We start from the raw sequence: 18468 nt of genomic DNA on the forward strand, positions 1-18468 counted from the left end.
GCTCAAGCCGGCTGCTGTGGGTTGCGCAGGGCCCAGAGTTGCAAGACGTTGTCCAGCACCGAGCGGCTCAGGGCGTCGCGTTCCAGCGGGTCGTTCAAGCGGGCTTGCTCGGCCTCGCTCTGCAGGTTCTCGTCACCGCCCAGCAGGGCGATGGGGGCCAGCAAGGGACCGGTGACGGCGTCCTTGAACATTGGCTCCCAGGCGTCGGGTGCCAGATCCACCGCAGTCAGAAAGCCCAGGGCCCAGACTTCGGCGTCGATCAGGTCTTCGCCTTCGTCTTGCTCGGCCACGCTGAAGATGGGTTCCCACAGCTCGGGCTTGGCCGTCCATTGCCAGGCGATGGAGCGCAGATGGCGCAGCACCAGCAGCTGCACGCGTTTGCGCTGCTTGCCGCTGACGAAGGGGTAGTTCTCGGGTTTGGTGTCGGCGGCCAGGTCCTCGCCGTCACCGCCCCAGACCTCGGGCAGCCAGGCGGCGCCGGGCAGGGTGGGCAGCGCTTGCGGGCTCAGCAGCAGGCCGGCCAGGTAGCCATCCAGCGCCTCGATATTCATGGCGTCCACATTGGGCAGCTTGGTCAGCATGTCATCCAGGGTGGACAACTCCTCGTCGGAGAGGGGTTGATGGTCGGAGTTAGGGTCGTACTGAGGATATTCCATGGGGGGATTGTCGCTGCTTCACCGCGGTCAGGCGCTGCGCTGATTCAGCGCAGGCCCGGCCCGCTTGTCGAGCCGCCCTCCACCTGGCGCCGGGGAGGGGCTGGCGGGCTTTAAAAACGGCTGCGCGCCTTCTTGCCGTCGAACTCGGCCAGCTGGGTTTTCAGCAAGGCCATCAGCACGCGGGCATTGGCCTCGGTGAGGGCCAACACGGTGCTGGGCTCGATGCCTTCGACCGGGGTTTTGGGGGTGATCAAGGCGTCAATCTTGAACAACATCTGACCATGGATGTTGTTGCTGGCGGCCTTGAACTTTTGAACTTCAATCGTGTACGTCTTCATAGCAATATCCTAACCTTTTGCAAATGCGCCGCGCAGGCGCTGTGCCAGCGTGACCCCGGCCAGCACCAGGGCGCCGGCCACCACGCCCACCAGGCCGCTGCTGAGCAGACTGGCCAAGCCACCCAATGGCCCGAGGACCTGGGCCAGCTGCGCCGGCAGCTCATGCAAGAACGGCAGCCCATGGGCAAGGATGCCGCCGCCAACCAAGAACATCGCGGCTGTGCCAGCCACCGCCAGCGCCTTCATCAGCCAGGGCGCGGCCACCAGCAAGAGCCGGCCAATCTTCTGGTTGAAACTGCCCTCATGGCGGCTCAGGTAGAGCCCGGCATCGTCCAGCTTGACGATGCCCGCCACCAGGCCGTAGACGCCCACCGTCATCAACACGGCAATGCCGCTGAGCACCAGCACCTGGGTGCTGAAGGCGGCGGCGCTGACGGTGCCCAGGGTGATGGCAATGATCTCGGCGGAGAGGATGAAATCGGTACGGATGGCGCCGCGCACCTTGTCGGCCTCGAAGGCCAGCAGGTCTTGTTGGGCGTCCAGTGCGGCTTGGCTGAGTGCGGCTTGGTCGGCGGCCAAGTCCTCGGCGCTGTGCAGGTATTTGTGCGCCAGCTTTTCAAAGCCCTCGAAGCACAGATAGGCGCCGCCCACCATCAGCAGCGGTGTCACGGCCCAGGGTGCCCAGGCGCTGATGGCCAGGGCTGCGGGCACCAGAATCGCCTTGTTCTTGAACGAGCCTTTGGCCACGGCCCAAACCACCGGCAGCTCGCGATCCGCCGCCACGCCGCTGACTTGCTGGGCGTTCAGGGCCAGGTCATCACCCAGCACGCCGGTGGTTTGTTTGGCGGCGGCTTTGGAGAGCAGGGCCACATCGTCAAGCACGGCGGCGATGTCATCGATCAGGAGCAAGAGGCTGGAGGCCGCCATGGAATTCTTTCAACAAAGCTTGGATGAATTGGAGCGCCACTGGGCCAGTGCTGGCGTGGCAAACTGGCGCCCATTCTCCCCTGAGGAATTGACTCGTGAAACTGATCTCTTTGGCCTTGGCCCTGCTGTCCCTCTCGTCCATCACTGCGCAGGCCCAGGTGGCCACCGCTGCAGCAGTCCCGGCCAGCGCTGCTGCTTCTGCTGCGCTCAAGCCGGTCTACAACGAGCAAGCCGATGCGCGCGCCGAGCTCAACCAAGCCCTGGCCACGGCCAATGCGCAGAAGAAGAATGTGCTGGTGGTCTTCGGCGCCAACTGGTGCGGTGATTGCCGCGCCTTGGACAAGAAGATGAGCGAGGGCAGCTTGGCCGCGCACGTGTCTAAGCGCCTGGTGGTGCTGAAGGTGGATGTGGGCCGCTTCAATCGCAATACCGATCTGGCCCAGCAAATGGGCGTGCCGCTGAAGAAGGGCATTCCGGCCGCCGCCGTGTTGGGCCGCGACGGTGAGGTCATCAAGGCCACCGGCGGTGGTGAGTTGGCCGATGCCCGCAATATGGGTGATGAAGCGGTGCTGCGCGTCTTGCAGGGTCTGCACGCCAACCCCTGACTGAGGGTTTAAGCGGCATGTGAATTCTTGGGGTCAAGTGTTGCCTTTTGGCGCGGGGTGGACTACCTTTCGCCTCATGGCACGTCCTCCACGCATTGAGTTCCCTGGGGCGGTTTACCACCTCAGTTCCTGGTGTGAACCTGGCGTCCCGGCGTTTGCCGATGATGAGGACCGAGCGGCCTTTCTCGCCTTGCTGGCGCAGACCCTGCATCGCTTCGATGCGCAGCTCTTGTCCTACTGCCTGCTGCCCGACCACTTTCATTTGCTGCTGTTCACCCGGCGCGGCAATCTGTCGCAGCTGATGCGGCATCTCTTGGGCGTCTACACCCAGCAGCATCACCTGCGCCATGGTGGCAGCGGCACGCTGTTCCACGGCCGCTTCAAGGCGGTGCTGGTCGACCGGGAAGTGCATCTGCTGGATACCTGCCGCTATATCGAATTGAACCCGCTTCGAATGGGGCTGGTGAAGGACCTGGCCCGTTGGCCTTGGTCCAGCTATCCGGCGCATGCCGGCTTGGTTGCCCTGCCGGAATGGCTGGAGGCCGATGGTCTGTGGGCTTTTGTGCTGGGCCGCGCCTTGAGCGGCGCCGCCGATCGGCGCCGTGCGGCAGAGCGTTATGCCAAATTGCAGGCCAGCGATGCCCAGCTGCGCTTGTGGCCTGGGCGTTTGCGCCAACAGATCTTTCTGGGCGACGAAGCCTTTGCGCGCCGCATGTTGGCGCAGGGCCGCCGCAGCCGCCCAGCAGCCAGCGCCAAGGCAGCGCCTGGGCAGTGGGCCGATTGGCTGGCGCGCAGCGACTCGCGCGAGCAGGCGCTTTACCAAGCTCACACCGAGGGTGGCATGAGCATGAGCGTGCTTGCGCAGACGCTGGGTCTGTCGGTCTCGCGGGTCAGCCGCTTGGTGGCTGCCTACGAGCGTGGACTGGGCTAAGGGCTGAGTGCTTGCGGGCCTTTGGGCTTGTTGGCCTTCTCGGCGCCTTGCTCAGTGGGCCAGTTCAAGCTGCGCCGCCTGAAGTTGCGCCAAGCTCACGATCTGTCCCCGCCCGCTGTGGATAAGCGCGTGGGTAAGCTGCCCACAGCGGCCGCAAGTCATTGATATGACAAGGCTTTCAACACGCTGCTGCAAATTTGAGCACGGTGGGTAGATTGCCTGATGGGCTTGGGTTGGCCCCTATGGAAGTACGTCTGCGCGTCAGTGCGCCAAGACGCCGCACAGTCAAAGGCGCTATTTCAGCGTTGGTTCCCCATCCGCTTCACGATCTGTCCCCGCCTGCTGTGGATAAGCGCGTGGGTAAGCTGCCCACAGCGGTCGTAAGTCATTGATCTGACGGGGATTTCAACGCGCTGCTGCAAATTTGAGCACGTTGGGTAGATTGCCCGCTGGGCTTGAAGTGGCGCAGAGGGAAGCGCATCCCTGAGTCAGTGTGTCAAGGCCTGAGTCGGGGTGGCCAAGGTGCCCAGCAGTTGGAAGCGCAATGCCAGCAGTGCTTCGCCGACGGCTTCCATCTGGCTTCCTTTGCACTTCACGATCTGTCCCCGCCTGCTGTGGATAAGCGCGTGGGTAAGCTGCCCACAGTGGTCGTAAGCCTTTGATCTGAACAGGGTTTCAATACGCTGCTGCAAATTTGAGCAGGGTGGGCAAGTTGCCCGCGGGGCATGCTGGTGCCCCTGATCGCAGTGCGGCTGGACGTCAGTGCGTCAGCGCGTGAGTCGGGGCGGCCAGTTCGGCTTCCACCCAGGCATCCTGGCTTTGTTCGCGGGCGCTGGCCAGTTGCTGGCACAACTCGAACACGCCCAGGTTGTCGCCGCCCTGCTGTTCGGGCATGGGCTGGCTGGCGATGTCGGCGGGCAGGTCGGCCAAGGCGCCCAGCAGTTGGAAAAGCAATTCCAGCGTGGGTTCGCCGTCGGCTTCCATCTGGCGCGCCAGTCCTAAGCTGCGGCAGAGATACCAGCAGGCTTGGGCGGCGTTATCGCAATGCGCTTGGTACAGCGCCTCGGTTTCCAGCGCGGCGCTGCGGGCGTTTTGCTCTTGCCGCTCGCGGGCTTGTTCGTCAATGCTCACGGCGGGATGCAGGCCTCGGCTGGCGTCGGCCAGCGGGCTGGCAATGTCCAAGACATGCTTGCCGCTCGCCCGTGATGTTGATTTGCTTGCCATGATTCGCCTTTACTGCCGGAACCTTGCTGGAGTCCTGATCGTAGTCCCCGGGCCTGACGGCAAGCGCCCCGCAGATGAGGGGCGCCATCAAACCAGGGGCTCGACGCTGTGCAATTATCACGCTGCAAGGCCAAAACAAGGCTTTGTCAGCGCTTCTTGGTCGGGCGGGCCCAGCCGCTGATGGCGATTTGTTTGCCGCGCGCCACACTCAGCTCGCCGGCCGCCACCGTTTTGGTGATGGTGGAGCCGCCGCCAATCGTGGCGCCAGCGCCAATCGTCAGCGGCGCGATCAGCACGCAGTTGGAGCCCACATGCACATCGGCGCCGATTTCCGTGCGGTGCTTGTTGGCGCCGTCGTAATTGGCGGTGATGGCGCCGGCGCCGTAGTTGACGCGCTCGCCCACGGTGGCGTCACCCAGATAAGCCAGGTGATTGGCCTTGGCGCCACGCGCCATGGTGCTGTTCTTGACCTCGACAAAGTTGCCGATGTGCACCTCGGGGCCCAGCTCGGCGCCGGGGCGCAGGCGTGCGAAGGGGCCGATCAGGGCGCCTTCGCCCACGGTGACGCCGAGCGCCTCGCCGTCGATATGGGTGAACTCATGGATGCGCGCGCCGGCCTTGATATGGGCATTGCGAATCACGCAGTTGGCGCCCACGCGCACGCCGTCGCCCAGGGTGACCTGGCCTTCGAATACGCAGTTGATGTCGATTTCAACATCCTGGCCGCAAGTCAGGCTGCCGCGCAGATCGAAGCGGGCCGGGTCGGCCAAGCGCACGCCGGCGTCCATCAAGGTGACGGCTTGCTGGCGCTGGAAGCGGCGCTCCAGGTCGGCCAGTTGCACGGGGCTGTTGACGCCCAGCACCTCGGTTTCATGGGCGGTCTTCACGCCCACCACTGGCACGCCTTCGGCCACGGCCATGGCGACGATGTCGGTCAGGTAGAACTCGCCCTGGGCATTGTTATTGTTCAAGCGGCTGACCCAGCGCTTGAGCGCGGCGGTGGGCGCGGCCATGATGCCGGTGTAGCACTCGCGGATCAGGCGCTGCTCGGGGCTGGCGTCCTTGTGCTCGACGATGGCCTTGAGCGCCTCGCCCTCGCGGATGATGCGGCCATAGCCGGTGGGGTCGCTGTACTCGATGGTCAGGAGCACCAGCTTTTCGCCGCCACAGGCTTCGACCAGTTGGCGCGCGGTGCTGGTGGCGGTGAGCGGGGTGTCGCCGCTGAGAATCAAGGTGCTGCCGGCGACCTCATCGCCCAGCACGGGCACGGTTTGCTGAATCGCGTGGCCGGTGCCCAGCTGGGGCATCTGGCGCACAAAGGCGACGCCGGGGCTTCCGGCCACGGCGGCTTCAACTTGCTCGGCACCATGGCCGGTGATGATGATGCGCCGCTCAGCTGCCAAGGGGGCCGTGTTGTCCAGCACATGCTGCAGCAGGGCACGCCCGGCCAGCTTGTGCAAGACCTTGGGCAGGGTCGACTTCATGCGGGTGCCTTTGCCCGCGGCCATGATGACAATGTTCAGCGCCATAGAAAAATCGCGACTCCAAGGATGAAGCCGCGATTATCACCGGCCTATTTGACAGGGCTGGGTGTGCCCACCAGCACCGACACCCGGCGTGGCTTGGGATCCACTTGCGGGAAGCCGCTCAGCGCGGCGCCGAACATGGCGCTGATCAGTTCCATATCGCCCTGGTTGTTGCCCTCGCTGCTGGCGCGGGCTTCAAACAGCGGCTCCAGGCTCTGGCGATCGCGCACCAGCAGGGCGACTGAGCGCTCAAAGCGCCGCTCCATCAGCATCATGTCGCTGGGGCTGTAGAAGGGGTGGGCGCCGCGGCGTGGCCAGGCACCGGGCCCATAGCCATAGCGCCAGGCCGAGTAGCTGCCGTGCCAGCGCCACCACAGCGGGTCGTCCCAGGGCGAGCGGTCTTGCGCATTGATGCGCACGCCCAGCGAGATGAGATAGTCCGCCGCCTTGGGGTCGCTGGCCTCGTTGAAGCCGGCTTTGCTGAGTGCGGCGCGGGCGCTGTCTTCGATGCGGCTTTGCAAATCAGCGCTGTCGCCGGCTTGCTGTTGCGAAGGCAGGCGGTCAAAGGTGTAGCTGCCGGGCTGGCGCGGAGCCGCCCAGCTGCCAAAGCTGGCCACTTCGGTGTTGAGGGTGTAAGTGCTGCTGCAGCCGCTCAGGCCCATCAGGGCGGTGGCGGCCAGCAGCGTCAGGCCACCTGCAAACAGACGACGTCGATTCATGTGCTTTTGCTCCTGTGCTCGCGATCCCAGCATTGTTGCGTGTCAGGGCGGTCAAGCCTTGACGCCCGGGCGAGTGTCGGATCGAGCGGCCAGAACAATTGACCAGATCACTCGTCTTGCTTGGCCTCGCGCCGCACCGGGATCACGCTGCTGATGCTGGTCGTGGTGGGTGTGCCGCAGGCCTCGTCTTCGTCGAAGGCGATGTCGCCATTGGCATCGGGGTGGCCGGTGGCTTTGATGGTCTGGAAGGGGAATAGCTCGCGATCCATCATGTGCGAGGGCACGACCTTGCTCATGGCGGTGAACATATTCTCGACCCGGCCCGGGAACTTCTTCTCCCAGTCATTGATCATGGCCTTGACCTGCACGCGCTGCAGGTTTTCCTGGCTGCCGCACAAATTGCACGGGATGATGGGGAACTCGCGATGCGCGGCCCAGCGCACCAGATCAGGCTCGGCCACATAGGCCAGCGGGCGGATCACCACATGTTGGCCGGTGTCGCTGACCAGCTTGGGCGGCATGCCCTTCATGCGCGCGCCGAAGAACATATTCAGCAAGAGCGTGACGATGATGTCGTCGCGGTGGTGGCCCAGCGCGATCTTGGTGGCACCCAACTCCGAAGCCACGCGGTAGAGATTGCCGCGGCGCAGGCGCGAGCACAGGCTGCAGGTGGTCTTGCCTTCGGGCACCAGGCGCTTGACGATGGAATAAGTGTCCTGCTCCTCGATGTGGAAGGGCACGCCACGACCTTTGAGGTATTCGGGCAGGATGTGCTCGGGGAAGCCGGGCTGCTTCTGGTCCAGATTGACGGCCACGATCTCGAAATTGATCGGCGCGCGCTGCTGCATATTCAGCAAGATGTCCAGCATGGCATAACTGTCTTTGCCGCCGGATAGGCAGACCATGACCTTGTCGCCCTCTTCGATCATGTTGTAGTCGGTGATCGCCTGGCCCACCTGGCGATGCAGGCGCTTGGACAGCTTGGTGATCTCGACGGACTGTTTTTTGTCCTTGTCCTTGGCCTCGGGGGCGCTGTCGACTTCAGGGGCGAGGGTGTTCATGTCGTTCATCTTCATCTGATTTACCACTGGCCGCATTCGGCGCTGATGGCGACTTGGCAGTCGGGGAATATTTCGAGCTTGGTCACTTTGATGCGCACGCCCACCACGCCATGCAAGCTCATCAAGCGGGTGCAGAGCTTGCCCAGCAGGGCTTCGAGCAGGTCGGTGTGCTCGGCGGTGCATTCGTCAATGATGATGGTGCGCACACGGCGGTAGTCCAGCACATGGCCGATATCGGCATCGCGCGAAACAATGGTCTGCGCGCCCAGATTGACCTCGGCATCGACCTGAATCGGCTGTGGCCCTTCGCGCTCAAAGTCCAGCACGCCGAGATTGGCGCCGAAGCGCAGGCCGGTGATGTGAATGATCTGGCGGTTGTTGCGGCGCAGGGTCAGCGGGGCTTGGCCTTCGCGCAGCGGGCGCAAAAACGCTTCGATGGCTTTGGCCGCCGCCACGCCATCGCCCAGTGCCGTTTGCACGCAGGGGTGCTGGTGGCCGCTGGCGTCGCCGGCCACGAAGAGGCCCAGGGGCGCAAAGCGCGGCTCGTCACGGAAGGGGTGCGAGGGCGCGGTAACGCCGGCGCGTTGCAGGGCGTCACCCACCAACAACCAGGCCTCGGGCGCGGCTTCGTAGCCCAGCAGCACGGCGACATGGTCGAAGCGCTCATCGCCATGCTCGCGCGAGTGCACCTGCACGCCGGTGGCGTCCGGCTGCAGCTGGCTGGGCAAGGGGCAGCGCGGGCGTTGGATGATTGCGGGCTGCAGCTTGTCCACCAAGCCTTGCTGGGCGCGCCAATCGCTGCGCGACCACAGCGTGACTTGGTGGCCGTGAGCCTGCAGGTAATGCGCGTTCTCGACCGCGTTGTCACCCCCGCCCAGCAGCAGGATGCGGCCCGGCGGCAAAGTGGCGCGTTGAGTCGTCAGCGCGATGGCATCGAGGATGCGGGTGTGCGCGCTGGCAAAGAAGAGTTCGGGCCGCAGCGGCTGCAGGCCGGTGGCCAATAGCAAGCTCTTGGCATGGATCTGCCGGCCATCGTCCAGGCGCAGCTGCCAGCCCTGGCCGTTGATCCAGTCGGCATGACTGAGCCGGCGCTGCAGGTAGAGCTGCAAGCCCGGCAAGGCACGGGTCTGCGCGGCATAGCGCTGGCCCAGCTCGGCCAAGGTGTCGCCGGGTGCGCCGAGCAGCCAATCCTGCGGGAATTGCAAGGCCTGCAGCGAGGCGCAAAGCTCGGCCTCGCGCTCAATCAGGGCCACGCGCAGGCCCAGCTGGCTCAGCCAGGAGGCGGCGCTGCAGCCCGCGGGGCCGCCGCCGATGATGGCGACGTCGACGCTGCTGGCAAGAGGGGTGTGGCCGTCGGCGGAGGCAAGCTGGGGCATGGGGCGGGTGTGGGAACTGAATCGGCAATTATCCCAGGCTGGGGCCCTTGCGCTTGCCGCTAGGATGACGGCCCCTGAATGCGCGCCAAAAACTGCCGCAAGACCACTGCCAACTGACAAGGAAATTGGCTCATGCCAAGACTCGATTCGAGCTGCGTTCGTTCAATCTCTCGGCCCCTGTGGCTGGCCAGCGGCCTGGTGGCCTTGCTGCTGCAAACCACGCCGCTGTGGGCGGCTGATGCGGCCCCGCAGGCTCAGGCTGCGCCGGCCACGGCTGCTGCAGCAGCACCGCTGCCGGTTCGTACCTATGTGGAGCCGCCGCGTTTTGCCCAACCATCGATCTCGCCAGACGGCCGCTACCTGGCCGTGTTGGCGCCCGTCGGTGGGCGTCGCAATTTGATGGTGGTGGACTTGCAGACCCGCGAGGGCAAGGCCCTGACCGGCCAGACCGATTTCGATGTGGTCAGCCTGCATTGGGTGGGCAGCGATCGTCTGGTGTTCAGCCTTGGGCGCTTGAATTCGCCCACTGGGCCGGAGTCGGGCGATGGCGGCGGCTTGTTCACGATCCGCCGTGATGGCAAGGACTTCCGCAAGCTTTCACCCACCCTGCGTGAGCAACTGGCCCGCATGGAAGGCTACTTCCGGCGCATGAGTTACTTGATGCCGGTGCCCGGTAGCGAACGTGAAATTCTGGTCAGCAGCAATTTCCGCAGCGCCAAGGTGCAAGACATCTATCGGGTCAACCTGGACAGCGGCGAGAAGAAGTTGCTGACCTTTGATCAGCCTGGCGACGTGCGGGGCTGGCTGCTGGACCCCCAGGGCGTGCCGCGCCTGGCCACGGTGGTGGACAAGGAGGATGATCCGCGCGAATTTGGCGGTGCCAAGGTGATGCTGCGTGCTGCCATCGACGCACCCTGGCAGGTGGTGGCCCGCTTCGAACCTGATGACGGTCGACGCTGGCAGCCGGTGGCTTTTGCGGACAACGGCAAGGATTTGATCGTGGCTGCGCGCAATGGCCGCGACACCACGGGCCTGTATCGCTTTGATGTGGCGGCGGGAAAAATGGCCGAGCCCTTGGCGGTGCATCCTCGTTATGACATCTCGGGCGGCTTGTTGTACGACACCAAGATTCATCAGGCTGTGGGCGTGGCGATTGCCGATGAACGCTATCAGGTGGCTTATTTCGACGCGGGCTATGCCCAGCTGCAGGCCCAGTTCGAGGCCTTGTTCCCAGGCAAGGCAGTGAGCTTTGAGAAGAGCGCCGGCGCGCGCAGCCTGGTGACGGTTTGGAGCGACCGCTCGGTGCCGACCTTCTACATCTTCGACGCGGAAAAGAAGACGCTGGAAGAAGCCTTGCGCTCTCGTGATGAGGTGGAGGAAGAGCATCTGGTGACGATGCGGCCCTTCTTGCTGAAAACGCGGGACGGCTTGGAGATTCCGTCCTACTACTTCTTGCCGGCCAACTATCAGCCGGGCCAGCGTCTGCCCACCGTGGTGCATGTGCATGGCGGGCCGCATGTCCGCGCCGATACCTGGGGTGCGCTGAACAGCTTTGGTGTGCGTGAGGCGCAGTTGCTGGCCTCGCGTGGCTATGCGGTGGTGCTGCCCAATTACCGCATCACACCGGGCCTGGGGCAAAAAATCTATCGCGCCGGCTTTGGCGAGATCGGCCGCAAGCTGTCGGATGACCATGAGGATGCCGCCCATTGGGCCGTGGCCCAGGGTTTTGCCGATGCGCAGCGGGTGTGCATCAGCGGCGCCAGCTACGGCGGCTATGCGGCGCTATGGGCCAGCATCCGCTCGGCCGATGTTTTCAAGTGCGCCGTGGCTGGCTTGGTGGTGAGCGATATGAAGCTGCAGCTGACCTCGAATCGAACCGATTTTTCGAGCAGCGAATACTCCGTGGCTCAATGGAAGCGCATGCTGGGTGTGGTGGGCGATGATTGGACGCGGGCACAAGAAGTGTCACCGGCGCTGCATGCCGAGCGTTCCAAGCTGCCGCTGATGATTTACGCCGGTGACGCCGACCGCCGCACGCCCTTGGAGCAGACCAAGGCCATGATCAGTGCGCTGAGCGAGGCCGGCAAGCCCGCCGAGCTGGTGATGATCAAGGCCGGTGAAGGCCATGGTTATGGCAAGGTGGAGAACAACGTTGAGCTCTACACCCGCATGCTGGAGTTCCTGGACCGGCACATCGGCCCGGCCACTCGCGCCTCAGGCCAAGCGGCTGCTGGCGCTGGTGGCGCCGCCGCTGCGGCTAGCACGCCCGGCGCGGTAGTGGCGAACTAAGCGCCAGCCCAGCAGCAGCAGCAGGATGCCGCCGTAAACCGCGGGCTCGGCAAAATTGTTCTTGCCGGCGCGCATCCAGATGAAGTGCATCAGGGCTATCACCGCCACGGCGTAGACGGCCTTGTGCAGCCACTGCCAGCGCTTGCCACCCAGGGCCTTGATGGCCCTGTTGAAGCTGGTGGCGGCCAAGGGCAGCATCAAGGCCCAGGCGGTGAAGCCCATCAGGATGAAGGGGCGCTTGGCGATGTCGTGGGCGATGTCGCCGAAGTCCAGGCCCATGTCTAGCCAAGCGTAGGCCAGCAAATGCAGGCTGCCGTAGATAAAGGTGAAGACGCCCAGCATGCGGCGAAAGCGCAGCAGGGCGGGCTGGCTGCTGAGCACGCGCAAGGGCGTGATGGCCAGCGTCAGCCACAGGCCGCGCAGGGTCCAGTCACCCAGGCCGCGTATCAGCGCCTCGGCCGGGTTGGCGCCCAACTGATTGTTGGCCGCGGCCCAAACGAGCCGAGCCAGCGGCAGCAGGCATAGCGCGAATAGCAGCGGCTTGGCGGCGGGGTGCAGCCAGAGGTTCTTCGGCTTGGCCATGGCTTAGTAATTCTTTTTGAGGTCCATGCCGGCGTAGAGGTGAGCGACCTGGGCTTCATAGCCGTTGAACATCAGGGTCGGGCGTTTCTTGCTGAATAAGCCGTCTTCGCCGATGCGGCGCTCGCTGGCCTGGCTCCAGCGCGGGTGGTCGACCTGCGGGTTGACGTTGGAGTAGAAGCCGTATTCCTGCTGGGCGGATTTGGTCCAACTGCTGGTGGGTTGCTTCTCCACGAAGCGGATCTTGACGATGGACTTGGCCGACTTGAAACCGTACTTCCACGGCACCACCAAGCGCACCGGCGCGCCGTTCTGATTTGGCAAGACCTCACCATACATGCCAAAGCTCAGCAGGGTCAGCGGGTGCATGGCTTCGTCCATGCGCAGGCCTTCCACATAAGGCCAATCCAGCACGCCGGAGCGCACGCCGGGCATTTGCGACTTGTCGGCCAAGCTGATGAATTCAACGAATTTGGCCTTGGAGGTGGGCTCCACTTTTTTGATCAACTCGGCCAGTGAATAGCCCACCCAAGGAATCACCATGGACCAGCCCTCCACGCAGCGCAGGCGGTAGATGCGCTCTTCCATGGGGCTGAGCTTGAGCAGGGCGTCCAGATCGAAGACGCCGGGCTTGCCGACCTCGCCCTCCACCGTCACCGTCCAGGGCAGGGTGCGCAGGCTGCCGGCATTGCGGGCGGGGTCGGACTTGTCGGTGCCGAATTCGTAGAAATTGTTGTAGCTGCTGGCGTCTTGGTAGCTGGTCGGCTTGTCCAGGCTGATGGCGCCGGCCACGCTGCTTTTGGCGGCAGGCAGTTTGGGCAGCTTGCCGCCGCCGGGCGTTTGGGCCAGGGCCTCACGGCCGGCCCAAGTGGCCAGCGCAGCACCGGCGGCGCCGCTGGCCATCAGGCGCAGCCAGTCGCGGCGCGCCGCAAAGACGGCTTGGGGGGTGATTTCCGAAGCCGGGATGAGGTCGAGATCGAGACGGGAGTGCTTCATGGCGGCCTTTGTGCTGGGGTTTGGCATCTGTCGTGCCAAGTCGCAAAAGCTTACGCCATGAAGAAAATTTCTGTTGCAGGGGCGCGAGATGCCCCTGCAAGCCTCGTCACAGCGTGCCGTAGGAATGCAGGCCGGACAAGAACATATTGACGCCCAGGAAGGCGAAGGTGGTGACCAGCAAGCCACCCAAGGCCCACCAAGCGGACACCGTGCCGCGCAAGCCCTTCATCAAGCGCATATGCAGCCAGGCCGCATAGTTGAGCCAGACGATCAGCGCCCAGGTTTCTTTCGGGTCCCAGCTCCAGTAGCCGCCCCAGGCCTCGGCGGCCCAGAAGGCGCCCAGGATGGTGGCGATGGTGAAGAAGGCAAAGCCCAGGGCGATGGCCTTGTACATCAGGTCGTCCAGCGCCACCAGTTCGGGCAGGCGGGCCGTCAGCGGCTTGCGCAGCACGATGCACAGGCCAAAGAAGGCGGTGGTGCCACCGAGCTTGCGGGCCCAGCCGTCCAGGCCGGCGATGGTGTCGGGGCCCAGATTGGCGCCAAAGCGGGCGGCCAAAATGGCGGCCACCACGCCCAGGGGCAGGGCAATCAGGCCGATCAAGAGCGAGCGCTGCGAGGCGGTTTTCAGCAGATAAGCCAGGCCCACCATGGCCGCCAGGGCGAAAGTGCCATAACCGACAAAATTGGCGGGCACATGAATCTTCATCCACCAGCTTTGCAGGGCCGGCACCAGGGGCTGGATCTCATGCGCGTCGCGCGCCACCGTGTACCAGAGTAAGAAGCTCACCGCCGCGCTGATCACCAGCAGCACATAAGCACCCAGGGCGCGGGTTTTGAAGCGGGCTTCGTAGTACAGGTAGAAAAGCGCCGTCATCCAGGCGAACAGCACAAAGACCTCGTAGAGGTTGCTGACCGGGATATGGCCGATATCGGGTGCGATCTGGTGGCTTTCAAACCAGCGCACCATGGTGCCCACCAAAGCCATGAAGACGGCGCCCCAAGTCAGCTTGGAGGCGATGATTTCGGCCGTGCTGTCGCTGCCCTTTTTGATGAAGAAGCCGGCCCAGTAGAACAAGGTGGCCATGAAGAACAGCACGCTCATCCACAGAATGGCACTTTGGCTGGACAGCATGTATTTGAGCCAGAACACTTTGTCGGCGGCGGCCAGGTCGGCGCCGAAGCTGTCGGTGTGCTGCAAATAAATATTGATGGCCAGCAAGCTGGCGGCGCCCACTGCGACCGTCAAAAACCGCAGCGGCCGCCAGAACCAGCCCTGGGCAATCAGAGCCGGAATGGCGCACAGCAGAATGGCTTTTTCGTAGCCATCCATCGAGGCGTGATAGCGATTGAAGGCGTAGAGCCCGCCGATCAGCACGATGGCGGCAAAGATCCAGTCCAAGGCATCTCGGCCGGAGAAATAGCCCTGGCGACCGATGGTCATGCCGGACTTGAGGGTGGTGCTCGCGGTATTCATACGCCTTCTTTCTCTTCCTTCAGCAGCGCGACCTTGAGTTGCTCAAAGTCTTGCGCAGTATCGGGGGACTCGCGGGTGCTGGACAGCGCCATGCGCACACGCGTCACTTCGGGCTGGCCGGGTGCGCTTTCCAGCCAAATCCAGAGTCGCTGTTCCTTGATGTAGAGCATCGCAAACACGCCGATGCTCAAGAGCACCGCGCCCAGGTAGACCAAGTTCTGGCCCGGCGCACGGGCTAGCTGGAACACGCTGGCCTGCACTTGCTTGAAGTCTTGCAGCTGCAGCAGCACCGGTGCAGGGTAGAACATGCTGTCTGACAAAGCCAGCACCGATTGGGTCATGAAGGTCTGGGTGGCCGCATCGGTGGCGGGCGCGCTGAGCTTGGCTTGCTCGCGCGTCATTTTGTAAAGCTCGAACAAGCTGCCGTTGAGGATGCGCAGCAGCACCTCGCTGACGCGCTGGCGTTCGGCCTCGGGCACTTCGGCTTCGATGAAGTTGGACAGGGCCGGCAGGCCGCCCATCAGTTCCGATTCAGCGCTTGCGCCAGGCATAGGGCTGCCGGGCTTGGTGGTCGGCTTGAACTTCTCGGTGCCAGCGAACAGGCCCAAGGCCTTGGCGGCGGTGGCCTGCAACTGCGGCAGCATCTGCGGCTTGTCGGCGGGCGTGGCCATCTCGGCGTAGCGGCGCGCGGCTTTGGCGCGCGAGGGGGCGTCCAGCAGGGCGGCGCGCAGATTCATCCAGCCCTGCAGGCTGAACTGCTCATCGGCGGGAATGCGCAGATAGCGAAAGCCCTCGTTGGGGTTCTCGCGCACGCCGGCCAGGAAGACGCGCTGGCCGTCCAACTCCACCGGCACCATATAGTTGTTGAACTCACGGCGCTGGCCGGCGGCATCCACCAGCTTGTAGCTGAAGGAAGGGCCGATATTGTGGAGTTGCTTGTCGGCCTTGTCCGGTGCGCCACTGCCCAAATGTTTGTTGAGCGAGTTGACCAAATCAACCCGGCGCACATCGGTGCCTTTGCCTGCGCCATTGGCGTCGCCGGCCAGGTTTTCGACGTTGATGACGCGCAGGCCGGTGAATTCCAGCGTCAGTGGCGGCTGGCCTTCGGCCTTGAGCACACTGCTGCCGCCTACGCGGCCTTCGAGTTCAAGCGGCTTGCCGCCGCTTTGCATCGGCAGCGCCGTCAGCTTGAGCGCCGAGCCGCCATCTTCGAAACTGCTTTGGTAGATATTGATGCCGCGCACATTGAGCGGCTCATTGACCTTGATGCGGGCCTCGCTCACCGCGCCGGTCTTGTGGTCGCGGATGAGCACATCGCTGGCGAAGAGCTTGGGCATGCCGGTGTCGTAGTACTCGACGATGAACTTCTTGAGTTCCAGATCGAAGGGCAGGTCCTGCAGCACCACGCCGTTAGGCATGGACAGAATGGCGGTGCCGGCGCGGGCACCCTCGGGCACCATCATATTGCCGCGAAATCCCGGGTTGCCGGGCGGCAGGCGATGCTCGGGCTTGACGTCGCTGATCAGGCCAGCGCCCTCGTACACCGTTTTGCCCTGCACCAGCATCAGCCCGCGCACCAGCAGGTCGCCGTCGGCCAAGCCGCCCAGGCAGATCAGCACGATGGCCGAATGCGCGGCGATATAGCCAATCTTGTTGGCCGAGCCCTTGCGCGCGGCCACCATCACGCCACGGTCACGCACCTGGATCTTGGCCTTCCAGCCATCGCTGGCCAGCATGTGGCCGACCTGGGCCAGCACCGCCTCGGTGCCGCCATCGCGGTGACCCAGGGCCTTGTGGTGGAAGGATTGCAGCGATTGCTCGCGCACATGCTCTTTGTAATTGCGCAGGTCGTGCAAGATCTTGGGCGTGTTGCGCAAGATGCACAGGCTGGTGGAGATCACCAAAAACGCCAGGATCAGCAGGAACCACCAGGCGCCGTAGATGGTGTAGATGTCCAGCTTGCCAAACACTTCGCTCCAAAACGGGCCGAACTGGTTGACATAGTTGTTCAAGGGCTCGCGCTGCTTGACCAGGGTGCCGATGATGGAGGCGATGCAAATCACCACGAACAGCGACACGGCAAAGCGCATCGAAGCCAGCAAGTCCAGCAACTCGCGGCCGGCGGGGTGGCGGCGTGAGGGGGAGTCGGCCGCCGGGCTGAGGGTGGGTTCGGTCATATCAGGATGCAGCGGATCACAGTGTGGGGCAGTGCAGATGAAGGGTCTGCCGGGATGCAAAAAAGGCCGGTGAAATTCACCGGCCTTTGCCGTCAGGTCATTGCGGGGGCGAAGCCGAGGTCAGCTCTGGCGCTTCAGCGCAGGCCGGCAATGTAGTCGGCAACCGCTTTGATTTCGCGGTCATTCATCTTGGCCGCCACACCCGTCATCTGGGCGTTGTTGGCGCGGGCGCCGGAGCGGAAGGCGATCAGCTGCGCTTCGGTGTAATCACCGTGCTGGCCGGCCAGGCGCGGGTATTGGGCGGGCATGCCAGCGCCGTTGGGGCTGTGGCAGGCGGCGCAGGCGGGAATCTGCCGGTCGGCAATGCCGCCGCGGTAGATCTTCTCGCCCAGGGCGACGGTTTCTTTGTTCTTGGCGAAGCCGGGCTTGGCCTGCTTGCTGGCGTAGAAGGCCGCGACATGCTTGATGTCTTCATCCGACACCGTGGCAGCCATGCCTTGCATCACGGCGTTCTTGCGCACGCCCGATTTGAACTCGGTCAGCTGCTTGGCCAGATACTCCGGGTGCTGACCCTGCAGAATGGGGTTAGCCGGGATGCCGCGCGAGCCGTCTGCCGTATGGCAAGCTGCGCAAACCTGGGTGGAGATGGCTTGGCCCTTGGCCAGGTCGGGCTTGGAGGGCGCTGTGGCCTCATTCGCGAAAGCGATGGAGCTGACCAACAGGCCGGGCAACACAAAAGCAGCAATCTTCATCATGTTTATATTGATTCGGTAAGCGCAACCCAGGGATTTTACAATGGCAAATTACATTGCTAGCGAAATCATGACCAACACCTCTGCAACGCCGCAACAAACCCCTGTGGCTGATCCTTCCGACAAGGTGGTGTTGGGCTGGACCCACACCGCACGATTCCTGACCACGGCCAGCGAATTGGTGCACCTGCCGCCCAATGAATTGCCCGAGATTGCCTTTGTTGGCCGCTCCAACGCCGGCAAGTCCACCGCCATCAATACGCTGGCCCAGCAAAAGCGTCTGGCCTTCGCGTCCAAGACGCCGGGCCGCACGCAGCACATCAATTTGTTTGAGCTCGGCCCCAAAGATGCCGCCGATGCCTGGTTCGCCGACTTGCCCGGCTACGGCTACGCGGCCGTGGCCAAGGCGGCCAAGCTGCGCTGGCAAAAAGTGATGGCCGATTACCTGGGCACGCGCCGCAGCCTTTCCGGCGTGGTGCTGATGGTGGATTCGCGCCTGGGCCTGACCGAGCTGGACAAGCAGCTGCTGGAATTCGTGACACCGCGCGTGCGCAACGGCGAAATCAAGCTGCTGGTGCTCTTGACCAAATCCGACAAGCTCAATCGCAAAGAGGCCGATGCGGCGCTGTTCGCAACGCAAGACTTCCTGGGCGGCATCGTCACCGAGGAGTCGGATGTGTCGGTGACCCTGTTCTCAGCACTGAAGAAGAAGGGCGTGGAAGACGTTGCCCGTGCCTTGCATGAGTGGGCGCACCCCAAGGCGCAGCCAGCGGCCGAAACCGCTGAAGAGGCTGAGCCTGCCGATGCCGCACCGCCGGCGCCCGCCGCCGCGAGTTGA

The 18468-nt window shown here is 63.9% G+C and carries 17 protein-coding genes and 1 pseudogene; 4 read left to right on the forward strand and 14 right to left on the reverse strand.

Going from position 1 to position 18468, the window contains the following annotated elements; translation table 11 throughout:
* Positions 1 to 2: 2 nt before the first annotated feature.
* The 3 genes from AT984_RS01230 to AT984_RS01240 all read right to left on the reverse strand — a co-directional run bounded on the left by AT984_RS01230 (position 3) and on the right by AT984_RS01240 (position 1921).
* The gene (locus AT984_RS01230; RefSeq protein WP_058718554.1) at positions 3 to 656 is read right to left on the reverse strand and encodes a UPF0149 family protein; all 654 of its coding nucleotides are present in this window, start codon (positions 654 to 656) and stop codon (positions 3 to 5) included.
* 110 nt (positions 657 to 766) lie between these two features.
* A complete protein-coding gene (locus AT984_RS01235; RefSeq protein ID WP_058718555.1) occupies positions 767 to 994 on the reverse strand; it encodes a hypothetical protein in 228 nt (75 codons plus the stop codon).
* A gap of 9 nt (positions 995 to 1003) precedes the next feature.
* Entirely contained in the window at positions 1004 to 1921 is a 918-nt protein-coding gene (locus tag AT984_RS01240) for a DUF808 domain-containing protein (RefSeq protein ID WP_058718556.1), read from the reverse strand.
* 95 nt (positions 1922 to 2016) lie between these two features.
* Between AT984_RS01240 and AT984_RS01245 the strand changes: the two genes are divergently transcribed.
* Together AT984_RS01245 and AT984_RS01250 are read left to right on the forward strand one after the other, a co-directional pair.
* Positions 2017 to 2526 (forward strand): thioredoxin family protein, encoded by a 510-nt coding sequence (locus tag AT984_RS01245; RefSeq protein WP_231741495.1) that lies wholly within the window; start codon positions 2017 to 2019, stop codon positions 2524 to 2526.
* Positions 2527 to 2602: 76 nt separating this feature from the next.
* Positions 2603 to 3457, forward strand: coding sequence for a transposase (locus AT984_RS01250; RefSeq protein WP_058718557.1), 855 nt, complete (start codon positions 2603 to 2605; stop codon positions 3455 to 3457).
* Between the two features lie 759 nt (positions 3458 to 4216).
* Here the strand turns inward: AT984_RS01250 and AT984_RS01260 are convergent.
* From AT984_RS01260 to AT984_RS23365, 6 genes and pseudogenes are all read right to left on the reverse strand, one after another.
* Positions 4217 to 4681: a hypothetical protein gene (locus AT984_RS01260; protein ID WP_156421848.1), complete on the reverse strand. Its 465-nt coding sequence runs from the start codon at positions 4679 to 4681 to the stop codon at positions 4217 to 4219.
* 146 nt (positions 4682 to 4827) lie between these two features.
* Positions 4828 to 6210, reverse strand: a complete 1383-nt coding sequence (gene glmU, locus AT984_RS01265) for a bifunctional UDP-N-acetylglucosamine diphosphorylase/glucosamine-1-phosphate N-acetyltransferase GlmU (protein ID WP_058718560.1) — start codon at positions 6208 to 6210, stop codon at positions 4828 to 4830.
* 44 nt (positions 6211 to 6254) lie between these two features.
* Positions 6255 to 6926 (reverse strand): DUF4136 domain-containing protein, encoded by a 672-nt coding sequence (locus AT984_RS01270; protein ID WP_197418214.1) that lies wholly within the window; start codon positions 6924 to 6926, stop codon positions 6255 to 6257.
* A 107-nt stretch (positions 6927 to 7033) separates the two neighbouring features.
* On the reverse strand, positions 7034 to 7987 hold the full coding sequence (gene ttcA / locus AT984_RS01275; protein ID WP_058721996.1) for a tRNA 2-thiocytidine(32) synthetase TtcA: 954 nt from the start codon (positions 7985 to 7987) through the stop codon (positions 7034 to 7036).
* 20 nt (positions 7988 to 8007) lie between these two features.
* The gene (locus AT984_RS23360; RefSeq protein ID WP_058721997.1) at positions 8008 to 8376 is read right to left on the reverse strand and encodes a dihydroneopterin aldolase; all 369 of its coding nucleotides are present in this window, start codon (positions 8374 to 8376) and stop codon (positions 8008 to 8010) included.
* A 408-nt stretch (positions 8377 to 8784) separates the two neighbouring features.
* Positions 8785 to 9363: pseudogene (locus AT984_RS23365) on the reverse strand (FAD-dependent oxidoreductase); the annotation flags it as partial.
* A 132-nt stretch (positions 9364 to 9495) separates the two neighbouring features.
* Between AT984_RS23365 and AT984_RS01285 the strand changes: the two are divergent.
* The gene (locus AT984_RS01285; protein ID WP_082679694.1) at positions 9496 to 11652 is read left to right on the forward strand and encodes a S9 family peptidase; all 2157 of its coding nucleotides are present in this window, start codon (positions 9496 to 9498) and stop codon (positions 11650 to 11652) included.
* Here the strand turns inward: AT984_RS01285 and AT984_RS01290 are convergent.
* The 5 genes from AT984_RS01290 to AT984_RS01310 form a co-directional block, all read right to left on the reverse strand.
* Entirely contained in the window at positions 11578 to 12234 is a 657-nt protein-coding gene (locus AT984_RS01290) for a sulfite oxidase heme-binding subunit YedZ (RefSeq protein WP_058718563.1), read from the reverse strand. The genes AT984_RS01285 and AT984_RS01290 overlap by 75 nt on opposite strands.
* A gap of 3 nt (positions 12235 to 12237) precedes the next feature.
* Entirely contained in the window at positions 12238 to 13227 is a 990-nt protein-coding gene (gene msrP, locus AT984_RS01295; protein ID WP_058721998.1) for a protein-methionine-sulfoxide reductase catalytic subunit MsrP, read from the reverse strand.
* A gap of 106 nt (positions 13228 to 13333) precedes the next feature.
* Positions 13334 to 14701: a c-type cytochrome biogenesis protein CcsB gene (gene ccsB, locus AT984_RS01300; protein WP_058718564.1), complete on the reverse strand. Its 1368-nt coding sequence runs from the start codon at positions 14699 to 14701 to the stop codon at positions 13334 to 13336.
* Positions 14698 to 16878, reverse strand: coding sequence for a cytochrome c biogenesis protein ResB (locus tag AT984_RS01305; RefSeq protein WP_058718565.1), 2181 nt, complete (start codon positions 16876 to 16878; stop codon positions 14698 to 14700). Before AT984_RS01305 ends, ccsB begins: the two co-directional genes overlap by 4 nt.
* A 134-nt stretch (positions 16879 to 17012) precedes the next feature.
* On the reverse strand, positions 17013 to 17633 hold the full coding sequence (locus AT984_RS01310) for a c-type cytochrome (RefSeq protein WP_082679695.1): 621 nt from the start codon (positions 17631 to 17633) through the stop codon (positions 17013 to 17015).
* Positions 17634 to 17700: 67 nt separating this feature from the next.
* Here AT984_RS01310 and yihA point away from each other — a divergent pair, with 67 nt between their 5' ends.
* The gene (gene yihA, locus AT984_RS01315) at positions 17701 to 18468 is read left to right on the forward strand and encodes a ribosome biogenesis GTP-binding protein YihA/YsxC (RefSeq protein ID WP_058721999.1); all 768 of its coding nucleotides are present in this window, start codon (positions 17701 to 17703) and stop codon (positions 18466 to 18468) included.

Source organism: Paucibacter sp. KCTC 42545, assembly GCF_001477625.1.
Taxonomy (GTDB): Bacteria; Pseudomonadota; Gammaproteobacteria; order Burkholderiales; family Burkholderiaceae_C; genus Paucibacter_A.

Coding starts and splice junctions, on each gene's coding strand:
- AT984_RS01230 (WP_058718554.1), bottom strand. CDS start 656: ATGGAATATCCTCAGTACGACCCTAACTCCGACCATCAACCCCTCTCC.
- AT984_RS01235 (WP_058718555.1), bottom strand. CDS start 994: ATGAAGACGTACACGATTGAAGTTCAAAAGTTCAAGGCCGCCAGCAAC.
- AT984_RS01240 (WP_058718556.1), bottom strand. CDS start 1,921: ATGGCGGCCTCCAGCCTCTTGCTCCTGATCGATGACATCGCCGCCGTG.
- AT984_RS01250 (WP_058718557.1), top strand. CDS start 2,603: ATGGCACGTCCTCCACGCATTGAGTTCCCTGGGGCGGTTTACCACCTC.
- AT984_RS01260 (WP_156421848.1), bottom strand. CDS start 4,681: ATGGCAAGCAAATCAACATCACGGGCGAGCGGCAAGCATGTCTTGGAC.
- glmU (WP_058718560.1), bottom strand. CDS start 6,210: ATGGCGCTGAACATTGTCATCATGGCCGCGGGCAAAGGCACCCGCATG.
- AT984_RS01270 (WP_197418214.1), bottom strand. CDS start 6,926: ATGAATCGACGTCGTCTGTTTGCAGGTGGCCTGACGCTGCTGGCCGCC.
- ttcA (WP_058721996.1), bottom strand. CDS start 7,987: ATGAACACCCTCGCCCCTGAAGTCGACAGCGCCCCCGAGGCCAAGGAC.
- AT984_RS01285 (WP_082679694.1), top strand. CDS start 9,496: ATGCCAAGACTCGATTCGAGCTGCGTTCGTTCAATCTCTCGGCCCCTG.
- AT984_RS01290 (WP_058718563.1), bottom strand. CDS start 12,234: ATGGCCAAGCCGAAGAACCTCTGGCTGCACCCCGCCGCCAAGCCGCTG.
- msrP (WP_058721998.1), bottom strand. CDS start 13,227: ATGAAGCACTCCCGTCTCGATCTCGACCTCATCCCGGCTTCGGAAATC.
- ccsB (WP_058718564.1), bottom strand. CDS start 14,701: ATGAATACCGCGAGCACCACCCTCAAGTCCGGCATGACCATCGGTCGC.
- AT984_RS01305 (WP_058718565.1), bottom strand. CDS start 16,878: ATGACCGAACCCACCCTCAGCCCGGCGGCCGACTCCCCCTCACGCCGC.
- AT984_RS01310 (WP_082679695.1), bottom strand. CDS start 17,633: ATGATGAAGATTGCTGCTTTTGTGTTGCCCGGCCTGTTGGTCAGCTCC.
- yihA (WP_058721999.1), top strand. CDS start 17,701: ATGACCAACACCTCTGCAACGCCGCAACAAACCCCTGTGGCTGATCCT.